The following is an 18618-nucleotide window of genomic DNA, read 5'->3' on the forward strand; positions in this document are numbered from 1 at the left end:
GACGACTATGGGTATCGGTGGAATAAGCATTTGGCAGTTACTGATTATCCTGGCCATTGTCATCATGCTGTTTGGCACCAAGCGGCTACGCACACTGGGCAGCGATCTGGGCAGCGCCGTGAAGGGCTTTCGTAACAGCATGCAGGATGAGGGCAAGAACGATAAGCCCGCCGAGGAAGCCGCGGCTGAGTCCGACGAAGCCAGCAGCGAAAAGAACGGCTAACGATCAGCCATGTTCGATATCGGCTTTGCCGAACTACTGATAATCGGCGTGGTCAGCCTGTTGGTCATTGGGCCAGAGCGTCTGCCGGGCGCCGTGCGCACAGTGAGCTTATGGCTGGGCCGTTTCAAACGCAGTTTTAACGAGATCCGCCAGGAAATAGAGCAGGAGCTGCACAACGACGCGATCCTGCAGGACCTGAAGAAAACCTCGGAGCAGGTGCAGCAGGAGGCTAACCAGGTCAGGGATAGCCTGCGCAGTGCCGCCGAATCGCTGGACGACAACGGCGGTAATCGCATCGCGCCACCAAGCTCAAAAACTCAAGTCGCCGACAACCGTCCCACACAGCCGGCCAGCGATAACTAGAAGGACGACCAGACTTAACCGCCGTGGATACTGAGGAATCACTGGATAAACCCCAGCCATTGGTTGCGCATCTGACTGAACTGCGTGATCGGCTGCTGCGCGCCTTGCTGGCCGTACTGATTGTGTTTATCGGCTTGTTTCCCTTCGCCAACGAAATCTACGCCTTCGTCTCTGAGCCGCTGCGGGCTATTTTGCCGGAGGGCGCCAGCATGATTGCCACCGAGGTAGCCTCTCCCTTCCTCACGCCTTTCAAGCTCACCTTAGTAGCGTCGCTGTTCGTGGCTATTCCGGTGGTGCTCTACCAGCTCTGGGCGTTCATCGCCCCTGGCATGTATCGCAATGAAAAGCGACTGGCTATCCCCCTACTGGTGTCCAGCATCCTGCTGTTCTATGCCGGTGCCGCCTTTGCCTACTTCGTCGTGTTTCCGTTGATCTTCGCGTTCTTCACCAGCGTGGGGCCGGCGGACATCACCATCATGACCGACATCAATCGCTACCTGGACTTCGTCCTCAAGCTGTTCTTTGCCTTCGGCCTGGCCTTCGAGATTCCCATTGCCGCGGTCATCCTGATCTGGGCAGGCATAACCACCGCCGATAATCTCGCGAAAAAGCGGCCCTACATCATTGTTGGCTGCTTCATCTTCGGAATGCTGCTCACCCCTCCGGATGTGATCTCGCAGTCGCTGCTCGCCATCCCTATGTGGATTCTTTTTGAGTTCGGCGTACTGTTTGGCCGCATCATCCAAAAGCGCAAGGATCAGGACGCCGACTCGGCCTGATGCCCCGCAAAAACGCTGGACGATTTCTACCGCTTGGCCATCAATCCACCATCGACTACCAGCGTGGTGCCGGTCGCAAAAGCTTCAGACGCGAGGTAGAACACCGGTCTGAGTATTTCCTCAGTCTCTGCAATGCGGGGAATCAACGCGGCTTCTATCATGCCCTGCTCCATGCCTGGCACCGCATCTATGGCGCCATCGGTAAGGTCTGAGTGATAACTGCCAGGGGCCAGCGCGTTAACGCGAATGTTGAGGGGCGCCCACTCCTGCGCCATCACCTCTGTCAGGGCTTTCAGCGCTGCCTTGGTTGCGGCGTACATGCCCATATAGGCAGGCGTCGACAAACCGGCAACGGAAATCACATTGATCATGGCACCGCCACCGTGTTCAGCCATTCGCGGCGCCAACCGTGATGCCAGGTACCACGGACCCTTAAGATTGACGTCGACCATTTTGTCGAAGATAGCGACCGGCGTATCGGATAGGCCGCCCATCCCAATATTGATGCCCGCGTTGTTGATGAGAATATCGACACGCTGGTAGGCCGCGTAGGCGGCATCAATCAAGGCATCCAGCGACGCTGGCTGACCCGCATGCGCCGCAATAGCGCAGGCCTGTCCGCCTTCATCCACAATTTGCGACACCACGGCCTCACATGCCTCTAATTTTCGGCTGCTGACCACAACACGGGCGCCAGCTCGCGCAAAACCCAGGCACATGGCCCGACCTAGCCCGCGGGAGCCACCCGTTACCAGTACCACCTTCCCATCAAACTTGCCTGCCATAGTGCCAATTCCGCCTTGCCCAGTTTGATTTACACTAGCACCTGTCAGGCCGGTACGGCACACACGAGGCGCTCCGATGTCCGCAACAGTAAAACTACTTATTCCGCTATTGGCTCTGCTGCTGCACAGCCCACTTCTTCTCGCTCAAGACGAAGAAGCCGCACCAGAGGAGTCGAAGCCAGCGGAAGTCGAGGTCGCTCCCGACGCATCGATGCGCGACATCCTCGAAAGCGAGGAACAGGTAGACAAACTAGTGCAGGAAAAGTCCGAAAGCAGTCCAAAAGGGGAGCTGCGCGGCATAACTCCCTTGGAGGCCATGCTGGCCCTGCGCGAAGAGATGCGGGCAGAGCGTATCGATCGCGCAGCGCAGTTTCTGGATATGCGTTATCTACCGGAGTCTATGGATGAGTGGGAACCGGAAGACCTGTTAAAAGCCCTGAGCTACGTATTCGGCCAGCAGAACATCATCGATATCGCGCGCCTTAGCGACGACATTCAGGGCGAGAGAAACGATGGGCTACCCAGCTACCGCGATCAGGTGGGCACCGTTGTCATTAGCACCGGCGAGGTACCCATCTATCTACAGCGCGTACCCGACGGTCAGGGCGGCAAGGTCTGGAAAATTTCCAATGCTACCGTAGCGCGCATTCCGGAAATGTGGGGAGAACTCGGCTATAGCCCCATTGCTGTTTATTTCAGCGAGCTATTGCCCGATGTGCGCTTTATGGGCATGGACAACTGGCAGCTGGCGGCCACTATTGTCTTTTTCGTCGTCGCCTGGCCACTGGCAGCGCTTGTCAGCTACCTGATCATGCGCGTGCTGCTGCTGATACCCAATGGCTTTCCCAGTGGCATTCGCCACTTCTGCCGCTACTCACTACGCTTCTTCCTGTTCCTGTTCATCGCAAGACACCTGATTGGCTACCTGGGACTGTCATTGACGGCGCGGGTATACCTTGAATCGGTAGGGTTCGATTACATCGCCTACACCGTGCTATTCCTTGGCATTATATCTCTGGTTCGCGACTACAATGTGCGCAAGATGGAGCGCCAGGGCAAGGCGCATTTTGCCGCTCTGCTGCGTCCCTTCACCACCATCGCCAAGTTCGTCGTGATACTGCTGATCGTGCTGTTTTGGGCCGATCAGGCCGGCTACGACATGACCACCGTGCTCGCCGGTCTGGGTGTTGGCTCTCTGGCGGTCGCGCTGGCTGCGCAGAAAACCATGGAGAACGTTATCGGGGCCATTACCCTGTACACCGCACAGCCGGTAAAGCCGGGTGATTTCTGCCGCTTTGGCGATATGAAAGGCATTGTTGAAGAAATCGGCCTGCGCTCTACCACGATTCGCACGCTCAATCGCACCCTGCTGGTGGTACCAAACTCGGTATTCTCATCCGTAGAGGTAGAGAACTACACATCGCGCGACAGGTTCCGCTACTTCCGCGAAGTGCAGCTGCAAATGTCTACCGCGGATCAGCTGCGCGTCATTCTTGGCCACCTCCGTGAGCTGTTCCATGCCCACACCAGGGTACTGCCAGAATCGGTCAGCATCCGCTTTGAGCATATCGATGCGGCCACGGCCAAGCTGCGTATTGACGCCGGCATTCCAACGACCGACTTTCAGGACTACCTGGCCGTCGCCGAAGACCTGAACCTTCAGATAGTGGAACGCGTGCATGAGGCTGGCGCCATCTTCAGCGGCCCGGGCCAGGTGCTGCAGTTGCGCGAGTTCCACCAGGCTAGCGACGAGAAGATGTCAGAAATCGAAACCTTGCTGGAAGACTGGCGCAGCCAGGACAAGCTGCCCTTCCCCGACCTGACGGACGATGAAAAGGTCGCATTGGCGGGCACACTACCCTACCCCTCTGGCGGCAGCACCAGCTGATGTCTGCAGCCAAATCCCGCAGCCTGGCACCGCTGCGCACCATACTGGCTTTCCTGAAGCCGTATCGGGGCCGCGTGGCGGGCGCCGCCTGTGCGCTGTTGTTCACTGCCGGCGCAACGCTGTCACTGGGCAAAGGCCTTCAGGTATTGATTGACAGTGGCTTCGGTGGTGGCACTTCGGAGGACCTACGCTCAGCCGTCGCCTTACTGATGACTATCTCTGTAGCCATTGCCGTGGGTACATTTGTGCGTTTCTACCTGGTGTCCTGGTTGGGAGAGCGTGTTAGCGCTGATATCCGCAAAGCGGTCTTCGCAAATATCATCGAGCTGCACCCCGGTTACTTCGAGACCAACCGCTCAGGCGAGATCATGTCGCGCCTGACAACAGACACCACGCTGCTGCAAACCATCATCGGTTCGTCCCTGAGCATGGCCATGCGCTCCAGCCTAACCCTCACGGGTGCGCTGACGCTTATGTTTATCACCAATTTCCATCTCAGTCTGATCGTCACCGCCAGCGTGCCGGCTATCTTGATACCCCTGCTGATCTACGGTCGTCGCGTACGCAGTCTGTCGAACAAAAGCCAGGACAGCATCGCCAGCGTGGGCAGCTATGCGGGCGAGGCGATACAGCACATTAAGACCGTGCAGAGCTATACACGCGAAGTACAGGAACTCGCGGCATTTGAGACGGAGGTGGAGCAGGCCTTTGCTATTGCCAGGCGCCGTATTCGCCAACGGGCACTGCTGATCTGCGGCGTGATACTGATGGTCTTCTCGGGTATCAGCGCGATGATGTGGTCCGGCGGGCAAGACGTTATCGGTGGCACCATGACCGGCGGTGAACTGGTGGCTTTCGCCTTTTACGCCATAATGGTGGGCAGTGGATTCAGCACCGTTTCTGAAGTGTGGGGGGAGTTGCAGCGGGCCGCAGGTGCAGCAGAACGCCTACTGGATCTGCTGCACACGCGCAGCAACATTATTGATACCGGCTCGGAAGCAGCCTTGCCGGCCCAGCCCGCGATCGCGCTTCGCGATGTCGTATTTGCTTACCCGGCACGCCCCGAGCAACCGGCACTGAAAGCGCTGTCACTGGATATTCAGCCCGGGCGAAGCCTGGCATTGGTTGGGCCTTCGGGTGGCGGCAAATCCACTATCTTCGAACTACTGCAGCGCTTCTACGACCCGCAGCAGGGCTCCGTAACGCTGGATGGCAGGGATGTGCGCGAGCTCAGCCTGGCCCAGTTGCGTCAGCAAACCGCGCTGGTATCACAGCTGCCTGCCCTCTTCACAGCCGATGTGCGCTACAACATTGCTTACGGCAAACCGGATGCCAGCGATGCGGAGGTCGAAGCGGCTGCTAAAGCTGCTCACTGCCACGACTTCATCACTGCACTGCCAGAGGGTTATGGGAGTCATCTTGGGGAGCAGGGTGTGCGCTTATCCGGCGGGCAACGACAGCGGATCGCGCTGGCGCGCGCCATTCTGAATGACGCGCCCATACTGCTGCTGGACGAGGCAACCAGCGCGCTGGATACAGAGAGCGAATACCACGTACAGCAAGCACTGGAGAATCTGATGCAGGACCGCACCACGGTTATCATTGCTCATCGACTGTCGACGATTTTGCATGCCGACCGTATTGCGGTGGTCGATCAGGGCGAGATTGTAGCCACCGGCACTCACAGTGAGTTGTTGCGCGACTGTGCGCTGTACGCGCGTCTGGCCAGCCTTCAATTCAGGGAAGAGCCAGTAGCCGAGGCCTCCAGTGCTAGTCCACCCGATTCAGCAGACGTAGTCGATCTTTACGCGCCTGGTTGACCTGCCTCAGGTCACCCAGGGCATCTCAGGACACGCCAGCAAGCTCACCCATTAAATCCAGACTAATGCGGGTGTTGTTAAGAGCGCAACGCCAGGGCGCGGTAAGCGGCTTTTCTTTCAGAATCGACATGGATTCGTCCCACGCGCGGCGAGCATGCTCGCCGGTGAGGCTGCGGCTGCTGTCAGCCGCCATAGAAACTACATTCACCGACTCCAGCAGAGCGTCTATGCCTATCCACTCAGTCATAGCACCGCGCTCGCCACGGCGGAGTTTGCGCGCCATGTTGCGAAACTCTCGTTGGACGCGCGGTCCGAAAACCGGATCTCCCATCGGCCTGAGCTGATCACTGGCGGCCAACTCGCGCCAATCGGCGGGTGACAGCACCGCCGCAATTTGCGGAAACACCAGTTGCTCTTCGCTGTTCATGTGACGGTAGGTCTGCTGAATATAGTCCCGACCATTCTGGACCACGGTTGCACCGCTAGCGGTGCCATCGCGCCAATCCTGAATAATGCCCAGCAATTCACGGCCGCGTTTGGCCATCTCATCGTGTTCACGCTGGAGACTGTCAACGTTGTCGGCGGCCTCCCCGTTTAATTCGGCCACCAAACCGTAAATGAGGTCCTCTCGGGGGTGATGGAACTGATCAGGCCAGCTCACCATGTAGTGCATGGTCTCGTAGAGTACGTGTGTCTCCGCCAATTCCCCGCGCTCTATGGCATCCAGCTGATCGCTCATCAATGCCATGATAGCGGCCACGTGGCGGTGCTCCGCCTTAAGCGCAGTGATCGTCGGTGGCTCTGCGCCCGCAACAGGCGCTGCCTTGGTCCACGCTGCGCGTTCGTAACCGGGTGCGACTGTTCTGGCCATAACACTGTCTCCTGAAAGGCGTACGAGTAGCGCCCTGTTACGCATCATTATAGGGGCAGATAGAAGCGTGCTGATTGATCTGGCGCAGGTATTGGCCCAACGAAAAACGCCGGCACAGGGCCGGCGTTTCAAGGGTTAGGCAGCGTTTAGCTGCCAAATTCCCGGATCAAGCCGCCAATGGATTCCTTGGCATCGCCGAATAGCATCCGGGTATTGTCCTTGTAGAACAGAGGATTCTCGATGCCGGCGAAGCCGGAGGCCATGGAACGCTTAAGCACAAAGACCGTGCGCGCAGAGTCCACATTGATCACGGGCATGCCGTAGATAGGTGATGATTCCACCTCGCGAGCAGCCGGGTTCACCACGTCGTTGGCTCCGATCACGATGGCAACATCTACGTTTTCCATGCGAGGGTTGATATCGTCCATTTCCAGCAACTGGTCATAGGGCACATCGGCTTCCGCCAGCAGTACGTTCATATGACCCGGCATACGCCCGGCGACCGGATGGATACCAAAGTTAACCTCGGCACCGTTTTCCTCCAGCAACTCAGTAAGCTCTTTTACCACGTGCTGCGCCTGGGCAACCGCCATACCGTAGCCGGGAATGATGGCCACATTGGTAGCAGCCTCCAGCACGTAGTAAGCGTCGTCCACACTGATAGGCTTGATCTCACCCTCAACTTCGGTGGTCTCAACCTTGCCGCTGCCAAATCCTGAGAACAGCACATTGGCCAGCGAGCGATTCATGGCCTTACACATGATCTGGGTCAGAATAATGCCGCTGGCACCCACCAGGGACCCCGCCACAATGAGGATATTGTTGTCCACGGCAAAGCCTGCTGCACAGGCCGCGAGGCCCGAGTAGGAGTTCAGCAGCGAGATCACCACCGGCATGTCGGCCCCGCCGATGGGTATGACTGCCATGATGCCGAACACCAGTGACAGGCCGACCACCAGGTAGAGCCAGTGCGCCTGATCGGGCTGCAGGCAGAACATAACGGCGCTACCGAGAATACCCAGTACAATCAGGCTGTTCACGAACTGCTGGCCCACGAACATGACAGCGCCACTGCCGATTCTCTCGCTGAGCTTGCCGTAGGCAATTAGGGAGCCGGTGAACGTAAGGCCACCGATCAAAATCGACAGCACAATCGTCACCAGCGTGAAGGTGGCTGCATTAGGGGTCAACGCGGCCATACCCACCAACAGGCTGGCCATGCCGCCAAATCCGTTAAACAGTGCAACCATCTCCGGCATGGAGGTCATCGCTACCATGCGCGCAGCCAGCGCTCCAATCACACCACCAACAACGAAGCCGGCGAGAATGAAACGGTAATCGACAATGCCTTGATCCATCAGCGCGGCCACAATGGCAATCAGCATGCCAATGGCTGAAATCAGGTTGCCGCGCCGGGCCGTAGCCGGAGAGCCCAGCTGCTTCAGACCAAAAATAAACAGTGCCGCCGACAGGACGAAGGCGAATTGAATCAATGTTTGCATCGATCAACCCTCCTTCTTCTTAAACATGGCCAGCATGCGGTCGGTCACCAGGTAACCACCCACAACGTTGATGCTGGCCAGGGCAACGGCCGCAGCACCCAGCCAGTTGGCAAGGTCCTGTTGGCCGGTGCCTGCCAGGCTCACGGCACCAACAACAGTGATACCGGAGATCGCATTGGCGCCAGACATCAAGGGTGTGTGCAGGGTAGCGGGCACTTTGTTGATTAGTTCGAAGCCCAGGAAGATGGACAACATCAGAATGAACGTAAGGAATACTTCTGCGGGAATCATATTACTGCCCTCCTGCCATCAGGTTCTTGATGGTGTCGTGCACCACCTCGCCGCCATGGGTGATGATGCACCCCGGCAGGATGTCGTCTTCGAAGTCGACCTTGAATAGCTTCTGCTCTTCGTCCCAGTTGTCTTCCACCAGGTTGAAGAGGTTCGAGGCGTACATCTGGCTCGCATCGCGGGCAACATCGCTGGACCAGTTGCCCGTGCCAATGAGTTGGACACCGGCAATGTTCACGACCTCACCGGGCACGGATCCTTCCACATTACCGCCCGTCTCGGCGGCCATATCGACGATCACAGAGCCAGTGGCCATGCCTTCGATCATGTCACTGGTCACCAGTACCGGCGGCTTACGGCCGAATACCTGAGCGGTGGTAATCACCACATCGGACTTGGCGATCACGTCCTTTTGCGCCTGACGCTGCATCTCCACCTGCTCGGGCGTAAGCTCTTTGGCGTAGCCACCGGCGGTTTCACCCGTCTCACCCAGGTCGATCTCCAGGAACTTGGCCCCCAGTGACTGCACCTGCTCAGCAACCACCGGGCGCGTATCAAACGCTGTCACCTTTGCGCCCAGGCGCTTGGCCGTCGCGATGGCCTGCAGGCCGGCAACACCGGCACCGATGACGAAGACATTGGCAGGCTTCAGTGTGCCGGCAGGCGTCATCATCATGGGCAGAATGCGGGGCAAGTAGCTCGCGGCCTTCATCACCATCACATACCCGGCGAGGTTAGCCTGAGAGCTCAAGGCATCCATCTTCTGGCTGCGTGTGGTCCGGGGAATCATCTCCATGCTGATCGCGGTCACACCGCGCTCTTTCAAGGCCGTGACCAGATCGTGCTCATTGAACGGATCGAGGAAGCTGATGTGGATACAGCCCGGCTTCATCAGGGCGATTTCATCGTGGCTGGGCTTGTGAATGCGAAGTAGTACATCTGCAGAGCCGAACAGGGCAGCGCGGTCAGTAACAATGGATGCACCTGCATCAATGTAGTCCTGGTCGCTGAAGCCGGCACTGTCGCCCATGCCGCTCTCGACATCGACGTCAGCGCCCAATCGGCACAGTTTTTTGGCTATATCAGGGATGATAGGAACCCGGTTTTCGCCGGGTAGTGTTTCCCTGGGAATGGCAAGGCGCATAGCGGTGGTTCCCGTGTAGCTGTAGTAATAGGCACGGCTTAATGCCGTGCTGCCTCTCTGCGGAGGCTAAGACCTCACGTGATTATCCGTGAGGGCGAAAGACTGTAGCACAGCACTTCATGGCCAGGGGTGGATGGGCGTTATTCATACTGCGAATGTAACTATCTATAGCAATAGATGCGTCAAATGGCCAAACCGCAGGCAAAAAAAACCCACCAGCAGGCGGGTCTTTTCAAACCGCCAAATACCTAACCGGCGCGCAGCTGCAGGAACGGGTTCATCCAGCGGTACTTCCAGTTGGTGAACTTCAAGGGCGCATCGAGTACTGCCAGACAAATGCAGTCTTCTGACTGCAGTGCCGTAGGCGCATGCGTATCGTTGGCGGCGCGGTAAATAAAGTCACCCTCATGATAGCTGCCGTTGGCGTCAGAGAAACCGCCCTGCAGCACAAGGGTCATCTCAGAACCACGGTGATCATGATCGGGAATCTTGCCACCGGCCTTAATGTGATACAGCGCGAACTCGTAGCCGGGATCACCCGTCTTGAGGTAGCTGATGCGCAGTGATTCTGTCACCTTGCGCCACACCAACTCAGAGAAATCGCCCTTCATCAGCCGCTGGAGAATGGCAGGCGTTCTACCGACCTCTGTCTGGTCGGCCTCGGGAGCCTGGGCATAGCTCAGTGGCGCATCTTCGTCCAAACGTGCAAGCACGCTGTCGAGGACACTGTCGCCTACCGGAACCGGATCCAGGGCACCGAACAGCGCACTGCCGGCCTCCTGCAACTGTACCGCGGTGCGCTGACAGCTTTCGCAGTAATTGAGGTGGGCGGCAACGCAGGCCGACTGCGCCAACGGGAGATTGCCCGCTGCGTACTCGGTGAGCAAATCAATACTCGGATGAAACTTAGCCATACGTGTTACTGCTTTTCCATGTGAACTTGAAGTTTCTGGATTGCCAGTCGCACCCGTGACTTCACGGTGCCCAAAGGCAGATCCAACTCTCCGGCAGCCTCGGCGTGAGACTTGCCTTCCATATAAACCTTCGCGAGGATCTGTGCCTGATCGGAGGGCAACTGATCCATCAAATCGCGAATGCGATCGCCGCTGCGGCGACTTTGCAATACCGCGAAGGGCTCCTCGCCCTCCTGCTCTGGCGTAAAGTCCTCTGCCGCCAGCGGGGTATCGAACTTTTGCAAACGGCGGAACATGTCTGTTCGGCAGTTACGCGCAATCGTATATACCCATGTACTTGCTGCGGCCTTTTCCGGATTAAAGGCTGCGGCTTTTTGCCAAACTTTTAACATCACTTCCTGCACCAGCTCATCCGCGTGGGCCGCCGATAAACTGGAGCCCGACAGCGCAAACGCCTTTATCAGCGGCGCAAAATGACGAAATAATCGCGTAAACGCAGCGCGATCCTCGTTTGCGGCTATCAGCGTGAGGCACTCGCTCCACTCGTCAGTGCGGCGACCTGTAGGCGCTTGCCAACCGGACCCGCCTCCCTGATTCTCCACAATATGCATTCCGTATCTCCCCTGATCTCCACAGTATACGCGGGGTTATTGGTCACAGATCAACCAATTTCTGCCTGATCCGTTAACAGACTGCAGGCGTAATCTGGGCATATCCAAGACGTTTTAGGCCCTACAGGGCTGGAAGGTTACGTTTGAAAATAGCAGTTATTGGCTCAGGCATTTCCGGTTTAGCAAGTGCTTACTATCTGAGCAAGCATCACGAAGTCTCGGTCTTTGAGGCCGGTCACCGCGTGGGCGGTCACACAGCCACAGTTGACGTGAAGCTGGGCACCCGCCGCTACGCGGTGGATACAGGGTTCATTGTTTTCAACGATTGGACCTACCCGAATTTCATTGCATTGATGGACGAACTGGGCGTTGCCAGTCGACCAACAACAATGGGGTTCTCTGTTCATGACGAAGAAACGGGCCTGGAATATGCCGGTGGCAATCTCGACACCCTGTTCGCCCAGCGGCGCAACCTTGTCTCCTGGTCTTTCATAACCATGGTGCGGGACATTCTCCGCTTCAATCGTGAGAGCATCGAAGACCTTGAACATGAGCGCCTAGATCCCGGTGAAACGCTGGGCAGCTATTTGGAACGTAATGGCTACAGCGAGTCGTTCAAGCGGCAATACCTGATCGCTATGGGCTCCGCCATCTGGTCCGCCGATTGCGAGACCATGATGGGCTTCCCTGTCAGCTTCTTTGTTCGCTTCTTCAAGAATCACGGCCTGCTGTCGGTGAAGAACCGACCCCAGTGGCGCGTCATAGAAGGCGGCTCCCGAGAGTACCTGCGCCCCCTGTGCCAGCCCTTCGAAGAGCGCATTCACACCAGCACCCCGATAGCCAGCATCACGCGTCGCGCAGGCAGGGGTGTGAGCATCAGAACGCAAAGCGGTGAGACCCACAGCTTTGACCAGGTGGTCATTGCCACCCACTCCGACCAGGCATTGAAGCTGCTGGCTGACCCCAGCCCGGAAGAACTGGAAATTCTCGGGGCATTGCCTTACCAGGCTAATGATGTGGTGCTGCATACAGACACGCGCTTATTGCCGAAGAACCGCAAGACATGGTCCAGCTGGAATTATCGCCTGGGCGTCGATGAGCAGCACGCCGTCGTAACCTACAACATGAATATCCTTCAGGGGATAGATGCACCGGAGACATTCTGCGTCACCCTGAACCAGACGGAAGACATCAATCCGCACCGCATCCTCGGCCGCTTCACCTACGATCATCCCGTGTTTTCGCTGGAAGGCATGGCAGCACAGCAGCGCTGGGCGGAGATTAACGGTGTGCGCGACACCTGGTATTGCGGCGCCTACTGGCATAACGGGTTCCATGAAGACGGCGTCGTCAGTGCGCTACGGGTTGCTGAAGGCCTCAGCACCCAGGGGCAGGTCGCCGCGTGAGGTCTCGCCTGTACCAGGGGACACTCCGGCACAGGCGACACTCGCCAAAGGAGCATGCCTTCAAGTACAGGGTGTTCATGCCCCTCATTTGCCTGGATGAGCTGCCGCAGCTTTTCAACGGCAACCCCCTGTGGTCTGCGACAGGTCCCGCCTTAGGCCGCTTTAAGCGCAGCGACTTCCTGGGCGATCCCGAGAAACCGCTGGAAGACGAAGTGCGCCGCCGTGTTCGTGAGGAGACGGGCCAATCTCACAAGGGACCCATCTACCTGCTCGCCAATCTGCGCTACTTCGGAATGCAGATGAACCCCATCGCCTGTTACTACTGTTACAGCGACGACGAGAAGCGGCTGGAATACCTGGTTGCAGAGGTGAACAACACACCCTGGGATGAGCGGCACAGCTATGTGCTGACTGCACCGGAACAGGGAAACTGGATCAAGACCGGTTTTTCCAAAGCGTTCCACGTGTCCCCGTTCAACCCTATGAACATGCAGTACCGCTGGCGCAGCAACAACCCGGACAAGCGGTTAGTAATTCACCTGGCGAACGAGCAGGATGGCGACACGGTTTTCGATGCCACCCTGAGCTTGCAAGCCAAACCCATGACAGCTGGCGCGCTAAATGCACAGCTGCTGCTGTACCCCTTGATGACTGCCCGCATCGCACTTGCGATCTACTGGCAGGCACTGAAACTTTTCCTGAAGGGGGTACCGATACACCCGCACCCCCGCAGCAAACCCTCTGGAGCATAATATGAGTAACATGAGCGTCAGCCGCATTCGCGTACTGCCTCAGGCAACCAAGCTGTGGTCGGGCGATGAGCTATCACGCAAGGTATTGTTGAAAGTACTGGCCAACATCAAGGTGGGCAGCTTCACGATTCGCGACGGTAATGACGTTTTTCGGCTCGGTCGTCCCGGCGTCGCCGGTGAGCCCCAGGCCGAGGTCGTCGTGCATGACCCAGCGGTCTATCGGAAGATTCTTACCGGCGGCACCATCGCCTCGGGTGAAGCCTATATCGATGGCGACTGGAGTTCGCCGGATCTCACCGAAGTCACGCGGGTATTCAGCGCCAACATGCAGACCCTGCAATCCATGCAGGCACGCCAGCACTGGACCGTGCGCCTGGGGCTGAAGATTGCGCACATTGCCAATCGCAATACGAGGGAAGGCTCAAAGCGCAACATTTCTGCACACTATGACCTGGGCAATGACTTTTTCCGCCTGTTCCTGGATCCAACCATGATGTACTCATCGGCGCTGTTTAAAGACGCCGATGCCTCGCTGGAGACAGCGTCAGTGGCCAAGCTGGATGAGATATGCCAGCAACTGGAGCTCAGCCCGGATGATCACCTGGTCGAGATCGGCACAGGCTGGGGTGGTATGGCGATACACGCAGCAACGCAATACGGCTGCAGGGTAACGACGACCACAATCTCACGAGAACAGTATGATCACGCCCGTGAGCAAGTGAGACAGCGCGGCCTAGAGGACCAGGTCACAGTCCTGTGTGAGGACTACCGCAACCTGACCGGCCAATATGACAAGCTGGTATCCATTGAGATGATTGAAGCCGTAGGCCACGAGTTCTACAACAGCTACTTTTCCAAGTGCTCTGAGCTGCTCAAGCCCAATGGCAAGATGGTCATTCAGGCGATCACCATGGCCGACCAGCGCTATGAGCAGGCACTGCATGCGGTGGACTATATCAAGCGGTACATCTTCCCCGGTGGCTGCTTGCCTTCGATCGCAGTCATTGCAGACCAGCTAGCGAAAAACACCGATATGCAGATGGTACATTTGCGCGATATTACCGAAGACTACGCCGACACCCTTGCAGAATGGCATCGCCGCTTCAACGGCAGCCTGGAGTCAGTGCGCGACATGGGCTTCGATGAGCGCTTCGTTCGCATGTGGCAGTTTTATCTGTCGTACTGCGAGGGCGGTTTCCGCGAGCGCATCATCGGTACCGTTCAATTGGCGTTTGCCAAGCCCGGGTATCGCTTTAAGGGCTCAATCGCCCGCGGCTGAAGCAAGCTCGCTGGTGACGTCATAGTGCCAGCCGGGGGCCAGCAATGAGCGATAGGCAGGATCCGCATAGCGCGCGTCAATCAAAAGCGCGCTGCCACGGTCCCGCAGGGTCCGCACAACACGTCCCATCGCCTGATTCACTTTCTGCAGGGCCGGAAAGCGGTAGGTGAAATCAAAGCCCGCACCCAGAGTGTCGTCGTAGTAATTGGCCAGCTCTCTGGTTGCTTCGTTGAACTGGGGCATGCCCAACCCGATAACCACTACGCTGGATAACTGATCACCCGGCAGGTCCACACCTTCGGCAAAGACGCCACCTAACAGGCAGAACACCACCAGATTACGCTGCTGTCGCAGAGCATCCAGCGCCGCATCGCGCTCAATCTGGGATTGGTCACGCGATTGAACCCAGAGCTCGCGGTCAGTGTCCAGGCGCGCCTCAAGTTGCGCCAAACAATCCTGCATATAGGCGTAAGAGGGGAAAAACACCATGCAGTTACCGGGCGTAGCATCCAGCCACTCCAAGAGGGTCGATGCGAGATCAAACAAGGTCCGTGACCGGGCCTGCCAACGCGTATCAATGCCCGTGTGCAAAGTCACTTGCAGCTGCGATGCATCGAAGGGTGAGGACAGCTGCCGGTAGACCGTGCCCTCCGGCAGCCCCAGGCCCAGTCGTGCCCAGTTAAAGGGCGAAAGTGTTGCCGAGAAGGCAATGCTTGAATGCAGTCGCGCATGGCGCTGTGCGAGCAATCGATGTGGATCCAAACACACAAGCTCTACTCGAAGGCCCTGCTTACCCTCGCCTCGCAGTAGCCGAATGCAGTAGTCATCGCCCAGACACTCGATAACGCGTTGGAACTGCAGTACATCGAAGTAAAAGGCGAGCACTGCTGGCGCCCGGGCATTAAGCCCGGGGTCATCTGCCAGCGCATCCATATGGCTTGTGCTAAAACCCGACAGGCTTTCGACCAGTGCGGCAGGAAGCTCATCCAGTCGATATTGTGCGCCTGTAAAGTCTTGGAGCTTTTGCAAACTCAGCAGTTGCCTGTTGACCGCATCCAGACGTTTACGAAGAGCTCCTTGAACCTGCCCCCTAGCCGCCATCAAGGCTGATTTCAGCAGGCTCGCGCTGTACATGTCGCGCGCACGATCCGGCAAGTTATGCGCCTCGTCGATCAGCGCGGTACGGCGCTGCCCCGATTCGCTGGCTCCCACCGCTGCAGTCAGACCAAAGACGCCGTGAAGGTCACTCACGATAACGTCGGCATAGGGCACCAACTCCTGAGCGAGATAGTAGGGGCAGACCCGATGTTCCCGTGCCAGTGACTCGATGTCGGGCCTGGCCAGCGATGTCTGTTGCAATGCCGCTGCCCGGGCATCGGGCAAGTGGTCGTAGAAGCCTAGTGCGTAACTGCACTCTTCCGCGCGACAGGCCTTGCCCGGCGAAAAGCACACAGTTTCTCGAGCGGTGAGCGTGAGGGTGATCGCCCTCATGCCCTGTTCCTTGAGCTGGGCAATCGCCGACTCTGCCGCTCGCTTGCCGGTATTGCGGGCCGTGCAAAATAGAAGACTGTCGTGCTTCCCGGTTTCCAGCGCACGTAGGGCGGGGAACAACACCGCCTGCGTTTTCCCAATACCGGTGGGCGCCTCCAACATCAGTCGCCCTGATTGCGCAATGCATCGGTAACTGAGTTCGGCCATCTCACGCTGGCCCTGCCGGTAGGTGGCAAAGGGAAACCCCAGTGCGCGCAGACTTTGGTCGCGTTGCTCACGCAGGCTCATCAACGCACTGAGATGCTTCCCGTAGCGCTGCAGGGTTTCTTCCAGAAAGCGCGCCAGTTCCTCCGCGTTGTAGGACTGCTCCAGCGGGTATTCCTGATCCCTGTCGAGAAAGTACCAACACAGGCGCACCTGTACTTGCGCTAAATTTTCGGCGCGGGCGATGAGCGCGGCATACAGGCGCCCCTGCGCCAGGTGCTGGCGAGTGACTGTTTCGGGAATACCGGCTGGATCCGTGCGGCAGGTTTTAATTTCTTCCACGGTGGCCGTGGCCCCATGCCAACCGTCGGCGCGACCACGAACCGTCAGCGGCATTTCACTAACTGTAATTTCAGCTTCCACCGGATATTCGGGCTGATAGTCAGCTGGCCTGCGTTTATACAGGCGCTGGTGACCTTCAGTACCCTCGCTGGCCGTGGGCGAGGCACTGAAGCGCATATCGATATCGCCACTGCGGTGACAGAACCGCGCCAGCTCGCCCACACTCACAGTATGTTCAGTCATCGATCCACTGCACCCAGAGCACACTGGCCGGGATGGACGCTGACTGAAAGAAATTGAGCCAGCGTTTCTGGCTTGCCTGCAGTGCGTCTCCAGGGCCTTTAACCTCGATCATTTCGTAGCGCGCTGCTCCGGGATCAAGCGCAATCAAATCGGGGAACCCGCGGCGGTTCTCGCCAGGGTCGAATAGCAGGCGGTCCCAAATGGCCAGCAGATGCGCCTTGGGCATGCAGACGAGCACGTCCTCTATCAATGCTTCATCCAGTAAGCCCCAACTGACCCAGCGGTTCTGCAGGCCCTTAACCCGCCTAAAGGTATCCGTCAGGGTTTGCACCAGGGGCAGCTCTTCCAGTTCGTCACGACGCGCGGCAATCTGTTTCCGCCGACGCAAGGAAAATTCCTGCGCGTACATATCCGCGGGCACGGACTGGAAGGGGTTGTTAAATGCGCCCGCAACAGGGCTAAAGATAACGTCCCAGTAGGCAAGGCCGAAAAGACTGTTCATCAGGGCGTTCTCTACATAGCGCACCTGTGGCCACTGTTGCATCAACGCCGTGGCCGTATCACGCTCGACCGAGCCTGTCTCTCGCACAATGTTCAGATGGCGTTCACTGAAGGACGCCTTGGTGCGCGGAGCCCGCTCGCCAAACAGGGCGCGACGCGCCTTAACCTGCAACCGCCCGGCAGCATCGTATTCATCTTCACACCAGGGCTGCGCCAGTACGGTCTCGCACAGCGCCAAGGCCTCTTCCCAGCGCTCCTGTGCAACCAGCACGCGTATGTTGCGCTCGCGCGCAGGATGCCGGTGCGACTCGCAGTATAGGAGCATGGCATGGTCGTACAGTGCCATTCGCTCCAGTTCCCTGGCCACGCGATTAAGCAGCGCATGAAAGCGCGGGCGGTTGGCCTCATACCCCACCTGCACAGTGCCAATCAATTGCGCGAGCTGTTGCAGGCTGTCGCGTTGGGCCTCCTCTTCCAGCATTGTGCGTTGCTCGCGCCACAACCAATAGGTGTCGGCGCACTCGCCGATCAAGAGGTACTCCTCAACCGCCTCCCGGGACGGAAACAGACGATGCGCTCGATCCAGCGGATACTGCACGTACCGCATCACTCCCAAATCACTCAACACGAACTCAGTGAGGTCCTGACGGCGGTTACCAAAAAACAGTAGCTGCAGGAGGGCCACGTGTTCGGTCCACGAGGGCGCCACGATGACAGTCTCGTCGTAGGCAACACAGCGCCGGGCCAAATCGGCCTGCGTGAGCTCCCCTCGGCTCAGCGCCTGATCCAAAACGGCCATCAGCGCAGACTTCGGGGCCGTTGTTGGCAGCGACTCAGCGCACTCAGGAAAAATCTTTCGCAGTTCCGCCAGGGTAAACAGCCCTTGCACATCGTCGAGCTCCAGGGCTTGCGCCTCCAGCAGCCAGTTGCAGGCCAGTAAGTATTCCAGCGGAGCCCGCAGATCCCCAATTTCCGGGTAACTCAACTTGGCGCTGCGAAACCAGGGTCCGCGGCGGGAGATCAAACGCAGATACAGGCACTGGGACTCCTCATCCATTGCATCATAGTGTTCAATGAATGCCAGCTCGTCGGCTTGCAGGAGATCTGCGTATTGCGCCTGCACAGTGCTGTACAGAACACGAAAGTTTTCCAGGTAATAACGCGGCGGCAGCACGGGTGTCTGGTTGACCACCGTACTCCCTGTCATCG

At 58.0% G+C, this 18618-nt stretch carries 17 protein-coding genes; 8 read left to right on the forward strand and 9 right to left on the reverse strand.

What is annotated here, in order from left to right; translation table 11 throughout:
* Positions 1-7 precede the first annotated feature (7 nt).
* From tatA to tatC, 3 genes are read left to right on the forward strand one after another with little or no spacing between them, the layout of a single operon-like run.
* Positions 8-223, forward strand: coding sequence for a twin-arginine translocase TatA/TatE family subunit (tatA, locus tag IE089_RS09535; RefSeq protein WP_189477589.1), 216 nt, complete (start codon positions 8-10; stop codon positions 221-223).
* A gap of 9 nt (positions 224-232) precedes the next feature.
* Positions 233-586: a Sec-independent protein translocase protein TatB gene (gene tatB, locus IE089_RS09540; RefSeq protein WP_189477590.1), complete on the forward strand. Its 354-nt coding sequence runs from the start codon at positions 233-235 to the stop codon at positions 584-586.
* Between the two features lie 23 nt (positions 587-609).
* Entirely contained in the window at positions 610-1365 is a 756-nt protein-coding gene (gene tatC / locus IE089_RS09545; protein WP_189477591.1) for a twin-arginine translocase subunit TatC, read from the forward strand.
* A 26-nt stretch (positions 1366-1391) separates the two neighbouring features.
* On the opposite strand, the gene IE089_RS09550 is transcribed toward tatC, so the two are convergent.
* On the reverse strand, positions 1392-2150 hold the full coding sequence (locus IE089_RS09550; RefSeq protein WP_189477592.1) for an SDR family NAD(P)-dependent oxidoreductase: 759 nt from the start codon (positions 2148-2150) through the stop codon (positions 1392-1394).
* A 76-nt stretch (positions 2151-2226) separates the two neighbouring features.
* Between IE089_RS09550 and IE089_RS09555 the strand changes: the two genes are divergently transcribed.
* Positions 2227-4038, forward strand: a complete 1812-nt coding sequence (locus tag IE089_RS09555; RefSeq protein ID WP_189477593.1) for a mechanosensitive ion channel family protein — start codon at positions 2227-2229, stop codon at positions 4036-4038.
* On the forward strand, positions 4038-5858 hold the full coding sequence (locus IE089_RS09560; RefSeq protein ID WP_189477594.1) for an ABC transporter transmembrane domain-containing protein: 1821 nt from the start codon (positions 4038-4040) through the stop codon (positions 5856-5858). Before IE089_RS09555 ends, IE089_RS09560 begins: the two co-directional genes overlap by 1 nt.
* 25 nt (positions 5859-5883) lie before the next feature.
* On the opposite strand, the gene IE089_RS09565 is transcribed toward IE089_RS09560, so the two are convergent.
* The 6 genes from IE089_RS09565 to IE089_RS09590 form a co-directional block, all read right to left on the reverse strand.
* Positions 5884-6729: a hemerythrin domain-containing protein gene (locus IE089_RS09565; protein WP_229802699.1), complete on the reverse strand. Its 846-nt coding sequence runs from the start codon at positions 6727-6729 to the stop codon at positions 5884-5886.
* 146 nt (positions 6730-6875) lie between these two features.
* On the reverse strand, positions 6876-8231 hold the full coding sequence (locus IE089_RS09570) for an NAD(P)(+) transhydrogenase (Re/Si-specific) subunit beta (protein WP_189477595.1): 1356 nt from the start codon (positions 8229-8231) through the stop codon (positions 6876-6878).
* A gap of 3 nt (positions 8232-8234) precedes the next feature.
* The gene (locus IE089_RS09575; RefSeq protein WP_189477596.1) at positions 8235-8522 is read right to left on the reverse strand and encodes an NAD(P) transhydrogenase subunit alpha part 2; all 288 of its coding nucleotides are present in this window, start codon (positions 8520-8522) and stop codon (positions 8235-8237) included.
* Position 8523: 1 nt separating this feature from the next.
* Positions 8524-9666 (reverse strand): Re/Si-specific NAD(P)(+) transhydrogenase subunit alpha, encoded by a 1143-nt coding sequence (locus tag IE089_RS09580; RefSeq protein WP_189477597.1) that lies wholly within the window; start codon positions 9664-9666, stop codon positions 8524-8526.
* A gap of 248 nt (positions 9667-9914) precedes the next feature.
* Positions 9915-10580 carry a ChrR family anti-sigma-E factor gene (locus IE089_RS09585; RefSeq protein ID WP_189477598.1) on the reverse strand — a complete coding sequence of 222 codons (666 nt, stop codon included), beginning with the start codon at positions 10578-10580 and terminating at the stop codon, positions 9915-9917.
* Between the two features lie 5 nt (positions 10581-10585).
* Positions 10586-11191 carry a sigma-70 family RNA polymerase sigma factor gene (locus IE089_RS09590; protein ID WP_189477599.1) on the reverse strand — a complete coding sequence of 202 codons (606 nt, stop codon included), beginning with the start codon at positions 11189-11191 and terminating at the stop codon, positions 10586-10588.
* A 143-nt stretch (positions 11192-11334) separates the two neighbouring features.
* Here IE089_RS09590 and IE089_RS09595 point away from each other — a divergent pair, with 143 nt between their 5' ends.
* From IE089_RS09595 to IE089_RS09605, 3 genes are read left to right on the forward strand one after another with little or no spacing between them, the layout of a single operon-like run.
* Complete coding sequence (locus IE089_RS09595; protein ID WP_189477600.1) at positions 11335-12597, forward strand: NAD(P)/FAD-dependent oxidoreductase; 1263 nt, start codon at positions 11335-11337, stop codon at positions 12595-12597.
* Positions 12594-13349, forward strand: coding sequence for a DUF1365 domain-containing protein (locus tag IE089_RS09600; protein WP_189477601.1), 756 nt, complete (start codon positions 12594-12596; stop codon positions 13347-13349). The genes IE089_RS09595 and IE089_RS09600 overlap by 4 nt, the downstream gene beginning before the upstream one ends.
* A 1-nt stretch (position 13350) precedes the next feature.
* The gene (locus IE089_RS09605; protein ID WP_189477602.1) at positions 13351-14628 is read left to right on the forward strand and encodes an SAM-dependent methyltransferase; all 1278 of its coding nucleotides are present in this window, start codon (positions 13351-13353) and stop codon (positions 14626-14628) included.
* On the opposite strand, the gene IE089_RS09610 is transcribed toward IE089_RS09605, so the two are convergent.
* Together IE089_RS09610 and IE089_RS09615 are read right to left on the reverse strand one after the other, a co-directional pair.
* Positions 14611-16908, reverse strand: a complete 2298-nt coding sequence (locus IE089_RS09610; protein ID WP_189477603.1) for an ATP-dependent DNA helicase — start codon at positions 16906-16908, stop codon at positions 14611-14613. The two genes, IE089_RS09605 and IE089_RS09610, sit on opposite strands and share 18 nt — an antisense overlap.
* On the reverse strand, positions 16901-18616 hold the full coding sequence (locus IE089_RS09615; protein ID WP_189477604.1) for a VRR-NUC domain-containing protein: 1716 nt from the start codon (positions 18614-18616) through the stop codon (positions 16901-16903). Before IE089_RS09615 ends, IE089_RS09610 begins: the two co-directional genes overlap by 8 nt.
* Positions 18617-18618: the final 2 nt, after the last annotated feature.

Source organism: Parahalioglobus pacificus (assembly GCF_014652275.1).
In the GTDB taxonomy this organism is placed as follows: Bacteria; Pseudomonadota; Gammaproteobacteria; order Pseudomonadales; family Halieaceae; genus Parahalioglobus; species Parahalioglobus pacificus.